At 73.4% G+C, this 16,644-nt stretch carries 15 protein-coding genes; 7 read left to right on the top strand and 8 right to left on the bottom strand.

The features are described from left to right. Nucleotides 1-85: 85 nt before the first annotated feature. On the top strand, nt 86-2,317 hold the full coding sequence (gene recD2, locus ACQPXG_RS29155; protein WP_433462319.1) for an SF1B family DNA helicase RecD2: 2,232 nt from the start codon (nt 86-88) through the stop codon (nt 2,315-2,317). On the opposite strand, the gene ACQPXG_RS29150 is transcribed toward recD2, so the two are convergent. Both ACQPXG_RS29150 and ACQPXG_RS29145 read right to left on the bottom strand, forming a co-directional pair. Then, nucleotides 2,308-3,093, bottom strand: coding sequence for an MBL fold metallo-hydrolase (locus ACQPXG_RS29150; RefSeq protein WP_433462318.1), 786 nt, complete (start codon nt 3,091-3,093; stop codon nt 2,308-2,310). The genes recD2 and ACQPXG_RS29150 overlap by 10 nt on opposite strands. A 9-nt stretch (nt 3,094-3,102) precedes the next feature. After that, entirely contained in the window at nt 3,103-3,666 is a 564-nt protein-coding gene (locus tag ACQPXG_RS29145; protein ID WP_433462317.1) for a TetR/AcrR family transcriptional regulator, read from the bottom strand. A 231-nt stretch (nt 3,667-3,897) separates the two neighbouring features. On the opposite strand from ACQPXG_RS29145, the gene ACQPXG_RS29140 reads away from it, so the two are divergent. Then, the gene (locus tag ACQPXG_RS29140; RefSeq protein WP_433462316.1) at nt 3,898-4,065 is read left to right on the top strand and encodes a hypothetical protein; all 168 of its coding nucleotides are present in this window, start codon (nt 3,898-3,900) and stop codon (nt 4,063-4,065) included. Between the two features lie 78 nt (nt 4,066-4,143). On the opposite strand, the gene ACQPXG_RS29135 is transcribed toward ACQPXG_RS29140, so the two are convergent. Together ACQPXG_RS29135 and ACQPXG_RS29130 are read right to left on the bottom strand one after the other, a co-directional pair. Continuing rightward, nucleotides 4,144-5,166 carry a LacI family DNA-binding transcriptional regulator gene (locus tag ACQPXG_RS29135; RefSeq protein ID WP_433462315.1) on the bottom strand — a complete coding sequence of 341 codons (1,023 nt, stop codon included), beginning with the start codon at nt 5,164-5,166 and terminating at the stop codon, nt 4,144-4,146. Between the two features lie 38 nt (nt 5,167-5,204). Then, nucleotides 5,205-5,774, bottom strand: a complete 570-nt coding sequence (locus ACQPXG_RS29130; protein ID WP_433462314.1) for a TetR/AcrR family transcriptional regulator — start codon at nt 5,772-5,774, stop codon at nt 5,205-5,207. A 65-nt stretch (nt 5,775-5,839) separates the two neighbouring features. On the opposite strand from ACQPXG_RS29130, the gene ACQPXG_RS29125 reads away from it, so the two are divergent. Then, entirely contained in the window at nt 5,840-7,180 is a 1,341-nt protein-coding gene (locus ACQPXG_RS29125) for an MFS transporter (protein WP_433462313.1), read from the top strand. On the opposite strand, the gene ACQPXG_RS29120 is transcribed toward ACQPXG_RS29125, so the two are convergent. After that, entirely contained in the window at nt 7,170-8,699 is a 1,530-nt protein-coding gene (locus ACQPXG_RS29120; protein ID WP_433462312.1) for a peptide ABC transporter substrate-binding protein, read from the bottom strand. The two genes, ACQPXG_RS29125 and ACQPXG_RS29120, sit on opposite strands and share 11 nt — an antisense overlap. Nucleotides 8,700-8,837: 138 nt before the next feature. Between ACQPXG_RS29120 and ACQPXG_RS29115 the strand changes: the two genes are divergently transcribed. After that, the gene (locus tag ACQPXG_RS29115) at nt 8,838-10,280 is read left to right on the top strand and encodes an LVIVD repeat-containing protein (protein ID WP_433462311.1); all 1,443 of its coding nucleotides are present in this window, start codon (nt 8,838-8,840) and stop codon (nt 10,278-10,280) included. Nucleotides 10,281-10,335: 55 nt separating this feature from the next. Here the strand turns inward: ACQPXG_RS29115 and ACQPXG_RS29110 are convergent, their stop codons facing one another. Next, nucleotides 10,336-11,661: an FUSC family protein gene (locus ACQPXG_RS29110; protein WP_433462310.1), complete on the bottom strand. Its 1,326-nt coding sequence runs from the start codon at nt 11,659-11,661 to the stop codon at nt 10,336-10,338. A 78-nt stretch (nt 11,662-11,739) separates the two neighbouring features. Beyond that, on the bottom strand, nt 11,740-12,273 hold the full coding sequence (locus tag ACQPXG_RS29105; protein ID WP_433462309.1) for a CGNR zinc finger domain-containing protein: 534 nt from the start codon (nt 12,271-12,273) through the stop codon (nt 11,740-11,742). Nucleotides 12,274-12,392: 119 nt separating this feature from the next. Here ACQPXG_RS29105 and ACQPXG_RS29100 point away from each other — a divergent pair, with 119 nt between their 5' ends. Further along, nucleotides 12,393-12,551 carry a hypothetical protein gene (locus ACQPXG_RS29100; RefSeq protein ID WP_433462308.1) on the top strand — a complete coding sequence of 53 codons (159 nt, stop codon included), beginning with the start codon at nt 12,393-12,395 and terminating at the stop codon, nt 12,549-12,551. Here ACQPXG_RS29100 and ACQPXG_RS29095 read toward each other — a convergent pair. Then, on the bottom strand, nt 12,548-13,993 hold the full coding sequence (locus ACQPXG_RS29095; RefSeq protein ID WP_433462307.1) for a hypothetical protein: 1,446 nt from the start codon (nt 13,991-13,993) through the stop codon (nt 12,548-12,550). The genes ACQPXG_RS29100 and ACQPXG_RS29095 overlap by 4 nt on opposite strands. Before the next feature lie 100 nt (nt 13,994-14,093). Between ACQPXG_RS29095 and ACQPXG_RS29090 the strand changes: the two genes are divergently transcribed. Beyond that, nucleotides 14,094-15,206: an amidohydrolase family protein gene (locus ACQPXG_RS29090; RefSeq protein WP_433462306.1), complete on the top strand. Its 1,113-nt coding sequence runs from the start codon at nt 14,094-14,096 to the stop codon at nt 15,204-15,206. Between the two features lie 25 nt (nt 15,207-15,231). Continuing rightward, nucleotides 15,232-16,620 (top strand): FAD-dependent oxidoreductase, encoded by a 1,389-nt coding sequence (locus tag ACQPXG_RS29085; protein ID WP_433462305.1) that lies wholly within the window; start codon nt 15,232-15,234, stop codon nt 16,618-16,620. The last annotated feature ends 24 nt before the right edge of the window (nt 16,621-16,644 follow it).

The following is a 16,644-nucleotide window of genomic DNA, read 5'->3' as shown; positions in this document are numbered from 1 at the left end:
GGAACGTACGTCGCGATCAACGGAAGATCCAGAACGTGTGCCGGATCCGGCCAACCCGCAGGGCGGATCGGCCATCATGGTGACCGTGCCGACCCCCCCGACCCCGCACGCCGCGCCGCGTCCGGCGGAGCTTGAGGCGGTCCTGGAACGGATCACCTACGCCAACGAGGAGACCGGTTACACGGTCGCGCGGGTGGCGACCGCCAAGACCGGAAGCGACCTGCTCACCGTGGTGGGGGCGCTGCTCGGCGCGCAGGTGGGGGAGAGCCTGAGCCTGGTCGGCCGGTGGCGCTCGCACCCGAAGTACGGGCGGCAGTTCGAGGTCGATTCGTACACGACCGTCCTGCCGGCGACGATCCAGGGCATCCGCCGTTACCTCGGCTCCGGCATGATCAAGGGGATCGGCCCGGTGACGGCCGACCGGATGGTCGGGCATTTCGGCACCGACATCCTGCGGATCATCGAGGAGGAGCCGGAGCGCCTCGTCGAGGTCCCCGGCCTCGGCCCCAAGCGCACCAAGCGGATCGGCGACGCGTGGGAGGAGCAGAAGGCCATCAAGGAGGTGATGGTCTTCCTGCAGGGCGTCGGCGTGTCCACGTCGCTCGCCGTCCGCATCTACAAGCGGTACGGCGACAAGTCGATCGACACCGTCCGCAGGACGCCGTACCAGCTGGCGTCGGACGTGTGGGGCATCGGTTTCAAGACGGCCGACACGATCGCGCAGGCCGTCGGCATCCCGCACGACAGCCCCGAGCGGATCAAGGCCGGGCTCCAGTACACGCTGTCCGAGGCCGCCGACGACGGGCACTGCTTCCTGCCCGAGCCGAACCTCGTCACGGCCGCCGAGAAGATCCTCGGCGTCGAGCGGGGGCTGATCGTCCCGGCGCTGGACGAGCTGGCCCGTGACGAGGGCGTCGTCCGCGAGCCGATCCCGGGGGACGGGGAGGACGCGGCGACGATCCCGGCCGTGTACCTCGTCCCGTTCCACCGGGCCGAACGCTCCCTCGCCCGCGGCCTGCTGGACCTGCTGGACGCCCAGACCGACCGGCTCAAGGCGTTCGCCGACGTCGACTGGGACAGGGCGCTGCCGTGGCTCAGGCAGCGGACCGGCCAGGCCCTCGCGCCCGAGCAGGAGGAGGCCGTCAAGCTCGCGCTCACGTCCAGGGTCGCGGTGCTGACCGGCGGGCCGGGCTGCGGCAAGAGCTTCACCGTCCGCTCGGTGGTGGAGCTGGCCGCCGCCAAGAAGGCCAGGATCGTCTTGGTCGCGCCGACCGGCCGCGCGGCCAAACGCCTCGCCGAGCTCACCGGCCACGAGGCCGCGACCGTCCACCGGCTCCTCCAGCTCCAGCCCGGCGGCGACCCCAAGTTCGACCAGGACAACCCGCTCGACGCCGACCTGGTCGTCGTGGACGAGAGCTCCATGGTCGACCTGATCCTCGCCAACAAGCTGGTGAAGGCGATCCCGCGCGGCGCCCACCTCCTGCTCGTCGGGGACGTGGACCAGCTCCCGTCCGTCGGCGCGGGCGAGGTGCTGGCCGACCTGCTCGGCGCCGAGGTGATCCCGCGCGTCCGGCTCACGAAGATCTTCCGGCAGGCGCAGGAGTCGGGCATCGTCGTCAACGCGCACCGCGTCAACGCCGGCGACCACCCCCACACGCGCGGCTATGCCGACTTCTTCCTGTTCCCGTGCGAGGAACAGGAAGAAGCCGCCGAGACGACCGTCGACGTCGTCGCCAACCGCATCCCGCGCAAGTTCGGCCTGGACCCCCGCCGCGACGTCCAGGTGCTCGCGCCCATGCACCGGGGCACGGCCGGGGCGGGCACGCTCAACTCGCTGCTTCAGGAGGCGCTGACACCGCACGAGGACGGCCGCCCCGAGCGCCGCTACGGCGGGCGCGTGTTCCGCGTCGGCGACAAGGTCACCCAGCTCCGCAACAACTACGACAAGGGCGAGGCGGGCGTCTTCAACGGCACCGTCGGCGTCGTCATGTCCGTCTCCCTCGAAGAGCAGTCGCTGACCGTGCTGACCGACGAGGACGAGAGTATCGACTACGCCTTCGACGAGCTGGACGAACTCGCCCACGCGTACGCGATCACGATCCACCGGTCGCAGGGCAGCGAGTACCCGGCCGTCGTCGTCCCGCTCACCACCGGCGCGTGGATGATGCTGCGCCGCAACCTCCTCTACACGGGGATCACCCGCGCGAAGAAGCTCGTCGTCCTCGTCGGGTCACGCCGCGCGCTCGCCGCCGCCGTCCGCACCGCCGGCGCGGGCCGCCGCCACACGGCTCTGGCGCACCGCCTGTCTCAGCGGTAGCGGGCCAGCTCCCAGGGGTCGTGCGCGCTGAACACCTCGACCTCGCCGCCGAGCGCCAGCTCCCGCAGCCGCGCCACGTTGGCGAGCCGCAACTCCCGGTCGACTTCACCGCCGGCCTGGACGAGCTCCATCAGCGGGTGCGTGACCGGCTCGGGGCGGTCGACCTCCCCGTGGTACATGTACGCGTCGCCCGCGTGCAGGAGCCACCGGTCGCCGTCCCGGACGGCCACACCGGCATGGCCCGGCGTGTGCCCACCGAGGGGGACCAGCAGCACGTCCTCGGGCACGCCCTCCAGGGCCCGCACACCGTCGAAGCCGTGCCAGGTCTCGCCCTCCCCGTCCTCGTAGGCGATCCACTTCGGGCCGTGGGCGAGCTGCGCCGGGGTCTTGCCGCCGTCCGCCCGCTCCGCCTCGAACAGGTGCACCGCCGCGTCCGGGAAGTCGCTCAGCCCGCCCGCGTGGTCGCGATGCAGGTGCGTCGGGACGATGTGCCGGACGTCGCCGGGCGCGTAGCCGAGCCTCTCGACCTGCCGGACGGCGGTCGCGGCCGGGTCCAGCGTGGGCCCCGCCATCTCCACCCAGTCGTCCAGCAGCCGCTCGGACGGCCGTTCGATGTCACCAAGACCGATCCCGGCGTCCACGAGCAGCAGCCCGGCCGTTTCGGTCTCCACGAGGAGCACATGGCCGGCGGCCCGTGCCGGCCGCAACGGGCCGTCCGGCCCGTCGGCCGGTTCGATCTCCCGCATGGGAGCGCAGTCGAGATGATGAACGCGCAAGGGGACTCCTTAGAGCAGGTCGCCGAGCTGGCGGGTGACCTCGTGGATGACCGACACGTCCTGCCGGACGCGGGCGAGCATGATGGCGCCCTGCAGGGACGACAGGACCAGCGCGGCCAGCGGATCGGCCCGCTCGTCCGGCACGCCCCAGCCGCGCAGGGCCATCGCGATGCCGCGCTGCCACTCGGCGTAGGTGCCGTCGCAGGCGGCCCTGATGGTCTCGCTCTCGGCGGCCGTCTCCAGCGCCACCGTCGCCACCGGGCAGCCCTTGCTGAAGCCGGACTCCAGCAGGCTCCGCGCGAAGTGGTCGCCCAGCGCCGCGAGCCCGGCCCGTCCGTCCGGCGCGGCGAGGACGGCCTCGGTGAGGTCCTCGCCCACCGAGCGGCCGGACAGCGCCACCGACTCGGACGCGAGCTGCTCCTTCCCCTCCGGGAAGTGGAAGTACAGCGAGCCCTTCGGCGCCCCGCTCTCCGCGAGGACCTGGTTCAGCCCGGTGCCGTGGTAGCCCTGCCGCTGGAACAGCTCCGCCGCCGTCCGCAGGACGCGGTCTCTCGTCTCACCCCGGGGTGCCATGCCGACGAGACTAGACCGACTGGTCTAGAGATTTCAAGGCGACCTTGATGCAGCGAAAAGTTTCGAGACTATTTCACCACTTCAAGCGACGATCCCCAGAGATATCGATGATCGAGGCCACGAAAGTCCGTTTCGACGTATTGACACCTTTCGGGCTCGTTTTCAGAATGAGGTCTCGCAGAGGGACGGTCGCTCCCGTCCACGATCAGAGTTCCGCTGGAGGAACAGAGAATGGTCGCAAACGCTCCCCTGCGCGGGAGACCCCGCAGCGCGCCGCCCGCACCCCGCCGCGGGTTCGTCCTCGCCTTCGCCCTGATGCTCGGCGCCGGTGCCGCGGTCGTCCTGACCGCCACCGCCGGCCGCGCCGCCGCACCCGCCGGCAGATCGCCGCGAACCTGAGGAGCCGCGGCATGTGCGCCGGAATGATCTCTCCGGCCATGGGCCGGGCCGTCGCACCGGCGTGACCGTGCCCGGCCGTCACCCTTCGGCGGGCGGTGGTGCGGTGCTCTTGCGGACGACCAGGCTGGTCGACAGCTCCATGCGGGTGGCGACGGGCTCCCCAGCCCGGATGCCCAGGATGATCTGGGCGGCGGACTCCGCCATCTGCCGGAGCGGCTGGTGGACGGTGGTGAGGGCGGGGCTGGCCCAGGGGGCGACCGCGACGTCGTCGTACCCGACGACCGACAGGTCGTCCGGCACCCGCAGCCCGTGCACCCGCGCGGCCTCCAGCACCCCGAGCGCCTGCAGGTCGCTGCCCGCGAAGATCGCGGTCGGCCGGTCGGGCCGGTCGAGCAGCTCCGCCGCCCGCTCGTACCCGCCCCGGACGTGGAAGTCGCCGTAGGTGACGAAGGACGAGTCGACGTCCAGGCCCGCCATGCTCATCGCCGACCGGAACCCGTCCAGGCGCGCGACGGAGCACAGCATGTCCGCGGGCCCGGTGATGATCGCGACCCGCCGGTGGCCCTGGTCGATCAGGTGCCGGGTCGCCGCGAGCCCGCCGGACCAGTTGGCCGAGCCGACCGACGGGACGCCCGGGTCCGGGTCGCCGGCCGGGTCGATGATGACGAACGGGATCGACCGGGACAGCAGCCGCTTCTTGCACTCCGGCGGCAGGCTGGAGAACAGCAGGATGACGCCGAGCGGGCGGCGCCGCAGCACCCCGCTCATCCACTCCGGGCCGGGGGAGTGGCGGGTGCCGCTCTCGGTCAGCACCAGGCTCGCGCCGTTGGCCTTCGCGACGCTCTCCGCGCCCCGGATCAGCTCCATCGTCCAGAGGCATTCGATCTCGTGCAGGACGATCTCGATGAGCGGCGCCTCGGTGGCGGCCCGGGAGCCTCGCCGGTAGCCGTGGTGGTCCAGGAGCCGCTCCACCCGCAGCCGGGTCTTGCGCGCCACGTCCTCGCGTCCGTTGAGGACTTTCGAAACCGTCGAAATGGAGACGCCGGCCTGATCCGCCACCTGGGCCAGGGTCACCCGGCCGGATTGCTCGTCCTGCTGCATTCCCGAAGCATAAGGATTTCGGAGCATCGACCGAAAGTTCAACCGTCCGCGTAGCGTTCGATAGCGGCGATGAAGAGGTCCTCCGCCAGGTCGTAGATCCGGTCGACGTCCTCGGGGCCGCCGGTGAAGCGTCCGTTCGCCTCGGACGCGGCGAGTCCCATGCCGACCGTGTCCAGGAGCCGCTGCAGCGGCGGGACGATCTCTGCCGGCACCCCGGCCGCGCGCAGCATGGCCTGGACGGCGTTGCGCGGCCGCCGCGCCTCCTCGGTGACGGTCGGGCGCATGAACAGCAGCAGGAACACCTCCGGATGGCGGCGCGCGACCTCGCGGATCCCGGCGCCGAACGCGCGGAGCCGGTCCTGCCAGGGCAGATCGGGGTCGTCGTCCGGCAGTTCGCGGATGAGGCGCTCGACCAGCCCGTCCAGCAGCCCCTGCTTGTCGCCGACGTAGCGGTAGAGCGCCATCGGGGTGACGCCGAGCCGCTCGGCGACCCCGCGCATGCTGACCGCGTCCAGGCCGCGCTCTTCGGCGAGGTCGAGGGTCGCGTCCAGCACCTCGTCCCGGGTGAGCCCGCGGGTGCCGCGACCGCGCTGGGCCGGGGTGTTCATGACGGCAGTCTAGCCGTTAATATACGTCGTATATCTACACCGTATATTAACCAGGGAGAGCCGACATGCCCACCGGACACCGGCCCGCATGGACGCTCGCGGTCGCCTCGGCCGCCGGCTACCTGCTCGTCCTCGACCTGGTCGGGGTGAACATCGCACTGCCCGACATGCGCCGCGATCTCGGCGCGGGGCTCGCCGAGGTGCAGTGGGCGGTCGACGCCTACGCGCTCGTGCTCGCCGGGATGCTGCTGACCGCGGGTGCGCTGGCCGACCGGCTGGGACGACGCCGCATGCTGCTCGGCGGCCTCGCCGCGTTCACGGCCACGTCGCTCGCCTGCGGGCTCGCCCCCGCGGCCCCGGCGCTGGACGTGTTCCGCGCCGCGCAGGGCTGCGCGGCGGCCGCCCTGTACGGGACGGCTTCCCCGCTGCTGGCGGCGGCCTATCCGGCCGGGCGGGAACGTAACCGGGCGCTCGGCGTCTACGCCGCCGCGTCTGGGGCGGCCATCGCGACAGGTCCCATCGTGAGCGGCGCGCTGACCGGGGTGTTCGGCTGGCGGGCGATCTTCTTCCTGAACGTGCCGGTCGGCGCGGCCGCGTTCGCCGCCGCCGTGGCGACGGTGCGGGAGTCCCGCGATTCCCGCCCCCGCCCGCTCGACCCGGCGGCTGCGGCCCTGCTGACGGCGGGGCTCGGCGGGCTGCTGTGGGCGCTGATCGAGGTTCCGCGCCTGGGCTGGGCGGCGCCCGGCGTCCTGCTCCCGGTGGCGGCGGGCGGGGCCGCGCTCGCCGGGCTGCTACGGCGGCGCGTGCCCGAACCGATGATCGACCTGTCGCTGCTGCGGAACCGCCTGTACGCGGCCAACGCGGCGGCGGCGCTCTTCTCCCACGCGGCGGGGTCGGGGTCGCTCGCCTACTTCTCCCTCTACGTGCAGGGGCCGATGGGCACGGCACCGGTGCGGGCCGGCCTGTGGTTCCTCACCTACAGCGGTCCGGCCTTGGCCGCGCCACTGATTCTCGGACGGATCGCGCACCGCTTCCCGCCCGCCGCGCTGGTGGCCACCGGGCCGCTGCTGACCGCCGCGTCCACGCTGCTGCTCGCCGCCACCTACCGGACGGGGTCCTGGCCCGCGATGGTGCCGGGTTTCGCCGTCGGCGGGCTCGGGGCGATCGGGAACCTCGTGTCCAGCCAGGTCGCCCTGGCGGCGGCGCCCGCGGAACGGGCGGGCGTCGCCGCGGGCATCACGAACACGGCCAAGCAGATGGGGATCGCTGTGGGGGTCGCCGTTCTCGGCGTCCCCTACGGCCTGTACGGGCCGGGCGGGATGCTCGTCACCGCGGCGATGCTGGCCGTCCTCGGGGCGCTTCCGGCTCTGGGGCTCATGCGGGCGAAGGAGCCGGTCAGTCCTTGACGGCCAGGCGGTCGAGGCGAAGGCCGGTGAAGGCGTCGGCGGCGACGCCGCGGACGCGCTCGGACCAGACGAAGTGCTCGTGCGCGGACCACAGCGGCATGGCGGGCATGTCGCGGAGCATCGCGCTCTCCGCGAGACGGGCGGGGATCACGCCCTCGTCCGGTGTGGCCGCGCGTTCGGCCTCGGCGACGAGGCCGGTGGTGTATTCGTCGTCGAAGCCGGTGCCGGCGTCCAGCAGTGGCGCGAGGGCGGCGACCGGTGCGGGGTAGGCGGCCGTCGTGTGGACGACGAACGGGCCGTCCACCTCGTGCTCGTCCAGTGCCTTGCGCAGGTCCGCGACGGGGCGGGGGCGCGCGTCGAGCTTCAGTTCCCTGTGGAGCTGCCCGGCGACGGCCTTCACCCAGGCGTCGTCGCCGCGGTCCGCCTCGTACCAGAGGTTCAGCGGGCCCTTCAGCCCGCCCGCGTCGGCGAGCGCGGCGGCCGCGGCCTTGGAGTCGTGGACGCACAGCCGGCACTGCCCCTCGCGGTGACCGGGACGGATGCCCGGCGCGACGAGCGAGTCGGCGGGGGAGTACTGGTGGCCGAGCGCCCCCTCGGTCACTGCGGACCGGTCGATCGCCATGGACAGCGCCTGCCGGACGGTCGGGGACGACAGCCGCTCCTCCCGGCCGGGGAACGCCAGATAGGTCACGTCGCGCCCGGGGACGGCGCGGTGCCGGTCGCCGAAGTCGGCGTCCATCGACCCGTGCCGATCCGGCGGCACCTGCGTGGCGACGTCCAGGTCACCGGCCTCGGCGGCGGTGTACTGCGTCCTCGCCTCCGGCATCGCCCTGACGACCACGGAACGGCCGCCGCCCGACCGGCGCTGCAGGACGATCTCCCGCGGGCTCCGCGACTTCAGCCGGAACGGCCCGTTGCCGACGGGGGCGCGGCCGTAGGACGCCCAGTCCCCCGACGCCAGGACGTTCTGCGGCATCGGGAAGAACGCCGGGTCGCCGAGCAGGGCCGGAAACCCGTTCAGCGGGCGGTCGAGCGTCACCTCGAAGGTCCGGTCGTCCTTCACCTTCAGGCCGGGCATCCCGTCCTCGCCCTCACGGGCGCCCTTGACATGCGCGACCTCGGTGAACAACCGCGACCCGGCCCAGCCTTCGCGCACGACGGCCGTCCAGGCGCCGGTGAACGAGCGGGACGTGACGGGCGATCCGTCCTGGAACGTCGCGCCCGGGCGCAGCCGGACCGTCCAGACCCGCCGGTCCGGGCTGGTGATCGACTCGGCGGTGGCGTTCGCGGGCGCGCCGGTCCCGGGGTCGTAGGAGACGAGGCCCGTCCACAGCGCGTTCGCGATCATCCGTCCCGGCGCGTCGCGGACGTCGCCGGGCAGCAGCGTCGCGGGGGCCGGGGCGCCCACGGAGATCCGCGGGTCGGCCGGGGCGCTCCACGCCTTGAGGGCCGCGACCGGTGCCAGCAGCACCACCACGGCTCCGGTGATCAAGGACGCGGTACGGGTGGAGCTCTTCACCCGGGGAGGGTACGGCAGGTTGTCAGGTCTCACCAGTCCGCACGGTGCTGAGTCCATTTCGTGACCCGCGGGACTGTTGATCAAGTTCGCGGTCCCGGTCACACTGGCCGTTGCGAAGATCCTTTCCGTGGAGGCGCGATGCTCCCCCGCACATCCATCGACACCCGGCGCCTGCTGCAGGGCGGCGTCGCGGTCGCGGCGTCCGTGGCGCTGATGGCCGGCTCCGCCTGGGCGTGCCCGCCCGGGCCGGCGAACGAGCAGACGACCAAGGCGGCGGCCGCCGGCGGCGAGGGCACGGGCGGCGGCCACGCCGGGCACTACCACCGGGCGGACGCCGCGAGCACGAAGAAGTCCGAGGCGGTGAAGGGCGTGCGGCGCGTCGGCGGCGTGCCCGACGCCAAGGGCGCCATCTCGCTGATGTTCATGGACTACGGCCAGGGCCCGCACAAGCGGACGATCATGTACGCGACGGGCGAGTTCGGGCTGAAGGCGTACGACATCAGCGCCGACCCCCGCGTCCCCAAGCTGGTCGGGCAGCTGAACATGCCCGGCATGTGGGAGACCGAGGACACCGACTTCGACCCCAAGCGCAAGATCATCTATCTCTCCCGGGACCCGCGCGCCTTCGGCGGCAACACCCAGACCGGTGAGTCGGGCATCTACGTCGTGGACGCCTCCAAGCCGGAGAGCCTGCGCCAGATCACCTACGTGAAGGTCCCCGCGGGGCACACCACGACCTGCGTGAACGACTGCAAGTACCTGTGGACGGGCGGCCCCGCCAAGGCCGACTGGATGCCGGCGGACTGGGGCGGACGGCCCGTCTGGGTCACCGACGTTCGCAACCCGGCGAAGCCGAAGGTGCACAAGGACCCGATCGACACGGGCCGCAACGACGGCAAGACCGACTACACGCACGACATCCAGGTCGACTCCGACGGGGTCGCCTGGGCGTCCGGACGCGGCGGCGTGCGCGGCTACTACACGACCGGCCGCCACTACGACCCGGTGGAGAAGAAGCGGCGCACGGCCACCGCGGTCGACCCCGTGCCGTACGCGGGCGGCGGCCTGGACGAGGCCACCACCAACTCCACGTTCATGCACAACAGCTACCGGGCGGTCGGCCGGACGAAGAACCAGGCCGCCGACCCGCGCAGGTGGGGCAACGGCAAGCTGCTCTACGTCACCGAGGAGACGTTCAACGACGGCTGCGCCAACGACGGCCTGCTCGTCATCGCGTCGCTGAAGGGCTCCTACGGCGGTGAGGGCTGGCGGTCCACGCCGGAGCACAAGTTCCGCCTGAACACCGTCGCCACGTGGGGAGTCGCGGGCAAGGAGGGCAGCGATCCCACGAGCACGGACTGCTCGGCCCACTACTTCGACGTCCGCGACGGGGTGGTCGTCCAGTCGTTCTACTCGCAGGGCACGCGGTTCCTGGACGTCACCGACCCGACGAACCCCCGGCAGCTCGCCTACTACCGGCCGGCGGACGCCGCCTCGTGGCAGCCCTACTGGCACGGCAAGTACGTCTACGTCGCCGACAACACGCGCGGCATCGACGTCCTGGAGCCGACCTTCCGCTGACCCCCACCCACGCAGAGGCCCGTCCCCCCTCCCCCCGGGGGCGGGCCTCTGCCCCTCAGTGCCGGTCGCGGGGCTCGCCGGGCTCGCGGGGGTTCCGCTCGGCGGCGGAGGCGGCCGCCGCGGCGGCCCGGCGCAGCTGGTGCCCGGCCTGCTGGACGACCCGGACCGGCCGCGCGGGCAGGTGCCGGGACGCGCCGCCGTGCCGCCGCCAGTGCTCGCGGGCGCGGGCCCGGTGCTCGACGCGCAGGTTCTCGATGAGCCGGTCGATGTCCATGGACACCTCGCCGTACAGCGGCCACAGGTCCCCGGCGGCGGCCCGCGCGTGCAGCCTGCGGGCGAGCCGGGCACGGCGCTCGCGGGCCACGTCCACCCGCACCTCCAGCTCGTGCTCGGCGAGGAACGGCCGGGCGTCGCGGGTCAGGTCGGAGCGGGCCAGCCGGCCGTAGGAGGCGATGCTCGCGGCGATCCCCGCGAGCGCCTCGCCGAGCTCGCGGCGCAGCTCCGGGTCGGTCAGCAGCCTGCCCCGCTCGCCGAGCCGTTCGTCGTCGGCGAGGGACCGGGTCAGGCCCCGCAGCGACAGCGTGAAGTGCTCCATCGTCTCCATGGCGTTGCGCAGCGCCACGCCCGCGTCGATCAGGCGCCGCGCCCGTGTGCGCGGGTTGAGCCGGACGCTCTCCTCGGCGGCGCCGAGGTCGCGGTCGGTGCGGCCGATCTCGCGCGCGAGCCGTTCGGCCTCGTCCTGCCAGCGGGCCGCCTCGCCGCCGGTGCGCTCGCCGCGCAGCCCGTCCGCGATGTCCTCGATCAGCTCCCGCAGTTTCTCCGCGACGTCCTGGACGGCCTCCTCCGCCGGCCGGACCCGCACCGAGGGCGCCAGCAGGGTGGCCGCCAGCCCGGTGGCGGCGCCGATCAGCGTCTCCAGGACGCGGTCGGCGGCGCCCGCCTCGCTCGCCGACCCCAGCGCGAAGATCAGCATCGCGGAGATCGGCGCCTCCAGCACGTGCTCGCCCAGTCGCAGTGTGTGCCCGATGGCGAGCGCGGCGAGGATCGTCAGGCCGAGCGTCCACCAGGAGAACCCGATCGTGCTCGCGGCCAGCACCGCGACCAGGACCCCCGAGGTGACGGCGATGACCCGCAGGATGCTCGCCTTGATCGTCTCGTACACGGAGAACTGGACGACGAGCAGCGCGGTCAGCGGTGCCAGCAGCGGCCGCGGCCCGCCGGCCGGCAGCACGGCGAGCGCCAGCACGAACGACAGCACCGCCGTGATCGTCAGGCGCGCGATCCGGTAGACCGTGGACTGCACCTCGGTCGCCACGCCCAGCGGCGAGCGGTCGGCGCGATCATCCCGGCCGGAACGGCGGCGGAAGGACACGAGCGGCATGCCCCTGTCGTTCCCGCACACCGGCAAAGGTCACGTGCGGCAAGGGTCACGTGCGGCAAGGGTCACATGCGGCAAGGGTCACGTGCGGCGGCGGGCGCGGAAGGCGGCGACGTTCGTCCGGTTCGCGCAGGCCTCGGAGCAGAAGCGGCGCCGTCCCGCCCGGGACGTGTCGGCGTACACGCGGTCGCAGCCCTCCGCCGCGCAGACGCCCGTCCGGCCGAGACCGTGCTCGACGACGAGCTCGGCGAGGTTCATGAGCGTGGTCGCGCGGAAGCGGTCCGGGAGGCGGGACGAGGGCGGCGCGTAGTGCATGTGCAGACCGTGCGGCTCATGGTCGGACAGGTGCGGGTGCATGGGGATCTCCAGCATCAGCCGGTTCAGCAGCTCCGTCGCGTCCTCCAGGCGGGTGGCCTCGAAGAAGGTCCGCAGTGTGCGCGCCCAATGGCGGAAGGCGGGGGCGTCCGCGTCCTCGAACTCGTGCCAGAAGAACTCGTGGTCCCGCAGGACGCGGCGCAGCGCGTCGGGGGAGTCGTCCTCGTCGGCGCTCGTCACGGCGTTGACCAGCGCGGCGGCGGCCGCCACCCCGTGACTCTTGTATCCAGTGATGCGCATTACCCGGGCCTCCGGTCCCGCTGCCGTGCAGTAAATGATATCTTAGTTATAACCCTTACAGACGACGTCCCTGGGGATGCGCCGTGGAATGCCCACGCTGTGGCTGGCCTGAGTCCGATGTGTACGAGGTGCTCTCGCGGCACCTGACCTCCGATGGAGTGGTGACCTACACCCGCTGCGCCTGCGGCCGGCTCCAGATGCGCGTGCGGCGCTTCGAGCCGGGCGCGGCCGTCGCGGCCGCCGGACACGACGGCGCGTCCGGGCCCGACCTCCCCTAGTGCCGCCATCGCGTCGCGGCGGCCACCTGCTGCGGCGTCGCCCCGTCCAGCAGCGCGATCTCCCCGCGCCGCACCGCCGACACCGTGTCGGTGACGGCCTCGCCGAGCGCCTCCCGTAGGACGCCGTCCGCCTCGAACGCCGCGACCGCCTCCGCCAGCGACGACGGCAGCGGGGCGATGCCCCGCGCGGCGCGCTCCTCCTCCGAAAGCCCCGCGGGGTCCACCTCGACCGGCTGCGGGAGCCTCCGGTCGTCGCTGAGCCCGTCCCGTCCGGCCGCGAGCAGCGCGGCCAGCAGCAGGTGCGGATTGGCGGCCGCGTCCAGGCATTTGACCTCCAGGTTCGCGGCGGTCGCGCGCTCGCCCTCCGCCCCCGTCACGAACCGCAGCGCGGCCTCCCGGTTCTCCAGCCCCCAGCACGCGAACGCGCCCGCCCAGTGCGACGGGATCAGCCGCAGGTAGCTCGCCACCGACGGCGCGCCGACCGCGAGCAGCGCCGGCAGCCGGTGCAGGATCCCGGCGGCGAACGACTCCCCGGCCCCGGTCATCCCGTACGGGCCGGGGCCGCCCGCCATCGCGTTCACCGCGCCGTCCTCGGCGTTCTCCCGCCACAGGCTGAGGTGGACATGGGCGCCGTTGCCGACCGAGTCCGCCTCGACCTTCGGCGAGAACGACGCGGCCATGCCGTGCGCCGTCGTCATCGCGCGGATCGTCTCCCGGACCAGGACGGCGGTGTCGGCCGCGCCGGCCGGGTCCTCGGCCGCCACCGACACCTCGTACTGCCCTGCCGCGTACTCGGGGTGAAGCTGGACGACCGTCACGCCCGTCGCCTTCAGGGCCTTGAGGAGGTCCCGCAGGTACCCGGCGAGTTCGGTGACTCGTGTCATCCCGTAGGCCGGGCCCTTGCACGCGGGGGAGAACTCGTCCCCTTCGCCGTCCGACACCGCCCACTCGATCTCGAACGCGGCCTTCACCGTCCAGCCGCGCTCGGCGAGCCGTCCCATCTCGCGGCGCAGCAGGGCCCGCGCGTCCAGCGGGTGGACGGTGCCGTCCTGCGCGTACCGGAGCGCGGGCGCGTGCGCCCAGCCCGGCAGCGCCGCCATCGGGACGAGCCGGTCCAGGTCGGGATGCAGCCGCAGGTCGCCGGCCGGGCCGCCGATGTGGCGCCCGGACACGATCGAGTCGTCCAGCAGGAACACGTCGAACACCGGGGACATCCCGACACCCCACGCCGCGGCGTGCTCCAGGCGGTCCACCGGGACGGTCTTGGTGCGCGTGATCCCGCTGACGTCCACCCAGGTCAGGGCGACGGCGACGATGCCGTCCCCGGCCAGCCTCCGCGCCATCTCGGCCGCCCGCGCGCCGAGACGGGCGCGTACGCGCCCGTCGAGCGCACGCGCGCCGAAGTCCTGTCCGCCGAGGGTGGTCTGAGAGGTCGGTTCCACAGTGCTTACTCCCGATCGGGGTGGCGGAGGACACGGGCACGGCCCGTATGGGCATCGTAGGGAGAACATCGGCCTGTTTCAGGGAAGGAGGCGGGGTGCCGTGCTCGAATACCTGGAGTCGTTGCCGCTGCTCGACCACCACTGCCATGGCGTCTTCGGCGAGGATCCGGACCGGACGTCGTTCGAGGAGGCGCTCACCGAGGCGGAGGCCCCGGCGCCGGGCGTGAGCCTGTTCGACTCCCAGATCGGGTTCGCGCTGCGGCGCTGGTGCCCGCCCGTCCTGGACCTCGACGCGCACGCCGGGCCCGGCGAGTACCTCGCGCGCCGGGCCGAACTGGGCGCGGCCGAGGTCAACCGGCGGTTCCTGGACGCCGCCGGGCTGGACGCGCTCTGCGTGGACACCGGCTACACACCGGCCACGCTGCTCGACCCGCCCGATCTGGGCCGGCTCGCGGGCGCCGCGGCGCACGAGATCGTCCGGCTGGAGTCGGTCGCGGAGCAGGTGGCGGCGGACGGCGTCGAGGCGGCGCGGTTCGCCGGCGAGGTCCGCGCCCGGATCGGCGGGCGGGACGCCGTCGGAGCCAAGTCGATCGCCGCCTACCGGGCCGGGCTGGAGCTTTCGGGCGTTCGGCCGTCGGAGGCGGAGGTCACCGGCGCGGCCGGGCAGCTCATGCTCGCGGCCGAGAGCAGCGGGGCGCCGCCGCGCGTCAGCGACGAGATCCTGCACCGGTTCCTCGTCTGGTGCGCGGTGGACGCCGGGCTGCCCGTCCAGTTCCATGTCGGGTACGGGGACGTGGACGCCGACCTGCGCCGCGGCGACCCGCTGCTGCTCATCGAACTGCTGCGCGCCATGGCTCCCGCCCCGGCGATGCTGCTGCACAACTACCCCTTCCACCGGCACGCCGGCTACCTGGCCCAGGTGCTCCCGAATGTGTACGTCGACGCCGGGCTCGCGACGCACAACCTCGGGCACCGGTCGCCCGCGCTCATCGCCGAGCTGCTGGAGCTCGCGCCGTTCGGGAAGGTGCTGTACTCGTCCGACGCGTTCGGGCTGGCCGAGCTGTACCACCTGGGCGCGCTGCTGTTCCGGCGCGGCCTGGCCGGGTTCCTGGCCGGGGGAGTGGAGGACGGGGCCTGGACGTCTCTGGACGCCGAACGCGTCGCGGGGCTGATCGCGTCCGGCAACGCCCGCCGGGTCTACGGTCTGGGGTGAGACGATCGACGTGGGGAGAACCGGCATGGCCGCACGCGAACGGCTGCTCGTCATCGGGGCCGACGCCGCGGGGATGAGCGCCGCGTCCCAGGCCCGCAGGCGGCGCGGCCCGGACGAGCTGGAGATCATCGCGGTCGAGCGCGGGCGCCACGCGTCCTACTCGGCGTGCGGCATCCCGTACTTCGTCGGCGGCGTGGTCGGCGACGCCGGCGCGCTCATCGCCCGCACGCCCGCCGAGTTCCGCGACCGCGGCATCGACCTGCGGCTGCGCACCGAGGCCGTGGAGATCGACCCCGGCGGCGGCCGGGTGCGCGTCCGTTCCGCCGGCGACGGCGGCGAGCGGTGGGAACCCTACGACCAGCTGGTGGTCGCGACCGGCGCCGTCCCCACCCGCCCACGGCTGCCCGGCGCGGACGCCGCGGGCGTGCACGGCGTGCAGATACTCGACGACGGGATCGCGATCCGCCGCGCCGTCGAAGAGGAGAAGCCGCGCCGCGCCGTCGTCGTGGGCGGCGGCTACATCGGCTTGGAGATGGCGGAGGCGATGGTGATGCGCGGCCTGGAGGTGTCCCTCGTGGACGCCGCCGAGCAGCCGATGCGGACCCTCGACCCGGACATGGGCGCCATCGTCGCCGACGCGATGCGCGGCATCGGCGTGAAGCTGTACCTCGGGGAGCCGGTCGAGGGCTTCGACACCTCCCCGGACGGGCATGTGACCGCCGTCCGCACCGCGAGCCGGACCCTGCCCGCGGACCTGGTCGTGCTCGGCCTCGGTGTGCGACCGGCCTCCGGTCTCGCCCGCGACGCCGGGATCGAGACCGGCCCGACCGGCGGCATCGTCACCGACCGCAGGATGCGCACCCGCACCGAGGGGGTGTGGGCGGCCGGCGACTGCGTCGAGACCCGCCACCTCGTCTCCGGCGCCCCGGTCGCGATCGCGCTCGGCACGCACGCCAACAAGCAGGGACGCGTCGCCGGCGTCAACCTCGGCGGCGGCTACGCCACCTTCCCCGGCGTCGTGGGCACCGCCGTCTCCAAGATCTGCCGGGTGGAGGTCGCGCGGACCGGGCTGAACGAGCGCGAGGCGGCCGCCGCCGGCTTCGCGACGCTGAGCGTGTCCGTCGAGTCCACCACGCGCGCCGGCTACCATCCCGGCGCCACCGTGATGACGACCAAGCTGATCGCCGAGCGCCGGTCCGGGCGGCTGCTCGGCGCCCAGATCGTCGGCGAGGAGAACGCCGCCAAACGCGTCGACGGCCTGGCGATCGCGCTGTGGAACGGCATGACGGTGGAGGAGATGACGGGACTCGACCTCGGCTACGCGCCGCCGTTCGCGCCCGTCTGGGACCCGGTCCTGATCGCCGCCCGCAAGGCCGCCGACGCCGTCGAGCGGGACATGCGTTCCGGGTCCTGACCCGGTATGTCGGTGATCTCCCCT

The organism is Spirillospora sp. CA-128828 (assembly GCF_050945415.1).
Taxonomy (GTDB): domain Bacteria; phylum Actinomycetota; class Actinomycetes; order Streptosporangiales; family Streptosporangiaceae; genus Spirillospora.
This window is presented reverse-complemented; position numbering and strand designations above follow the sequence as displayed.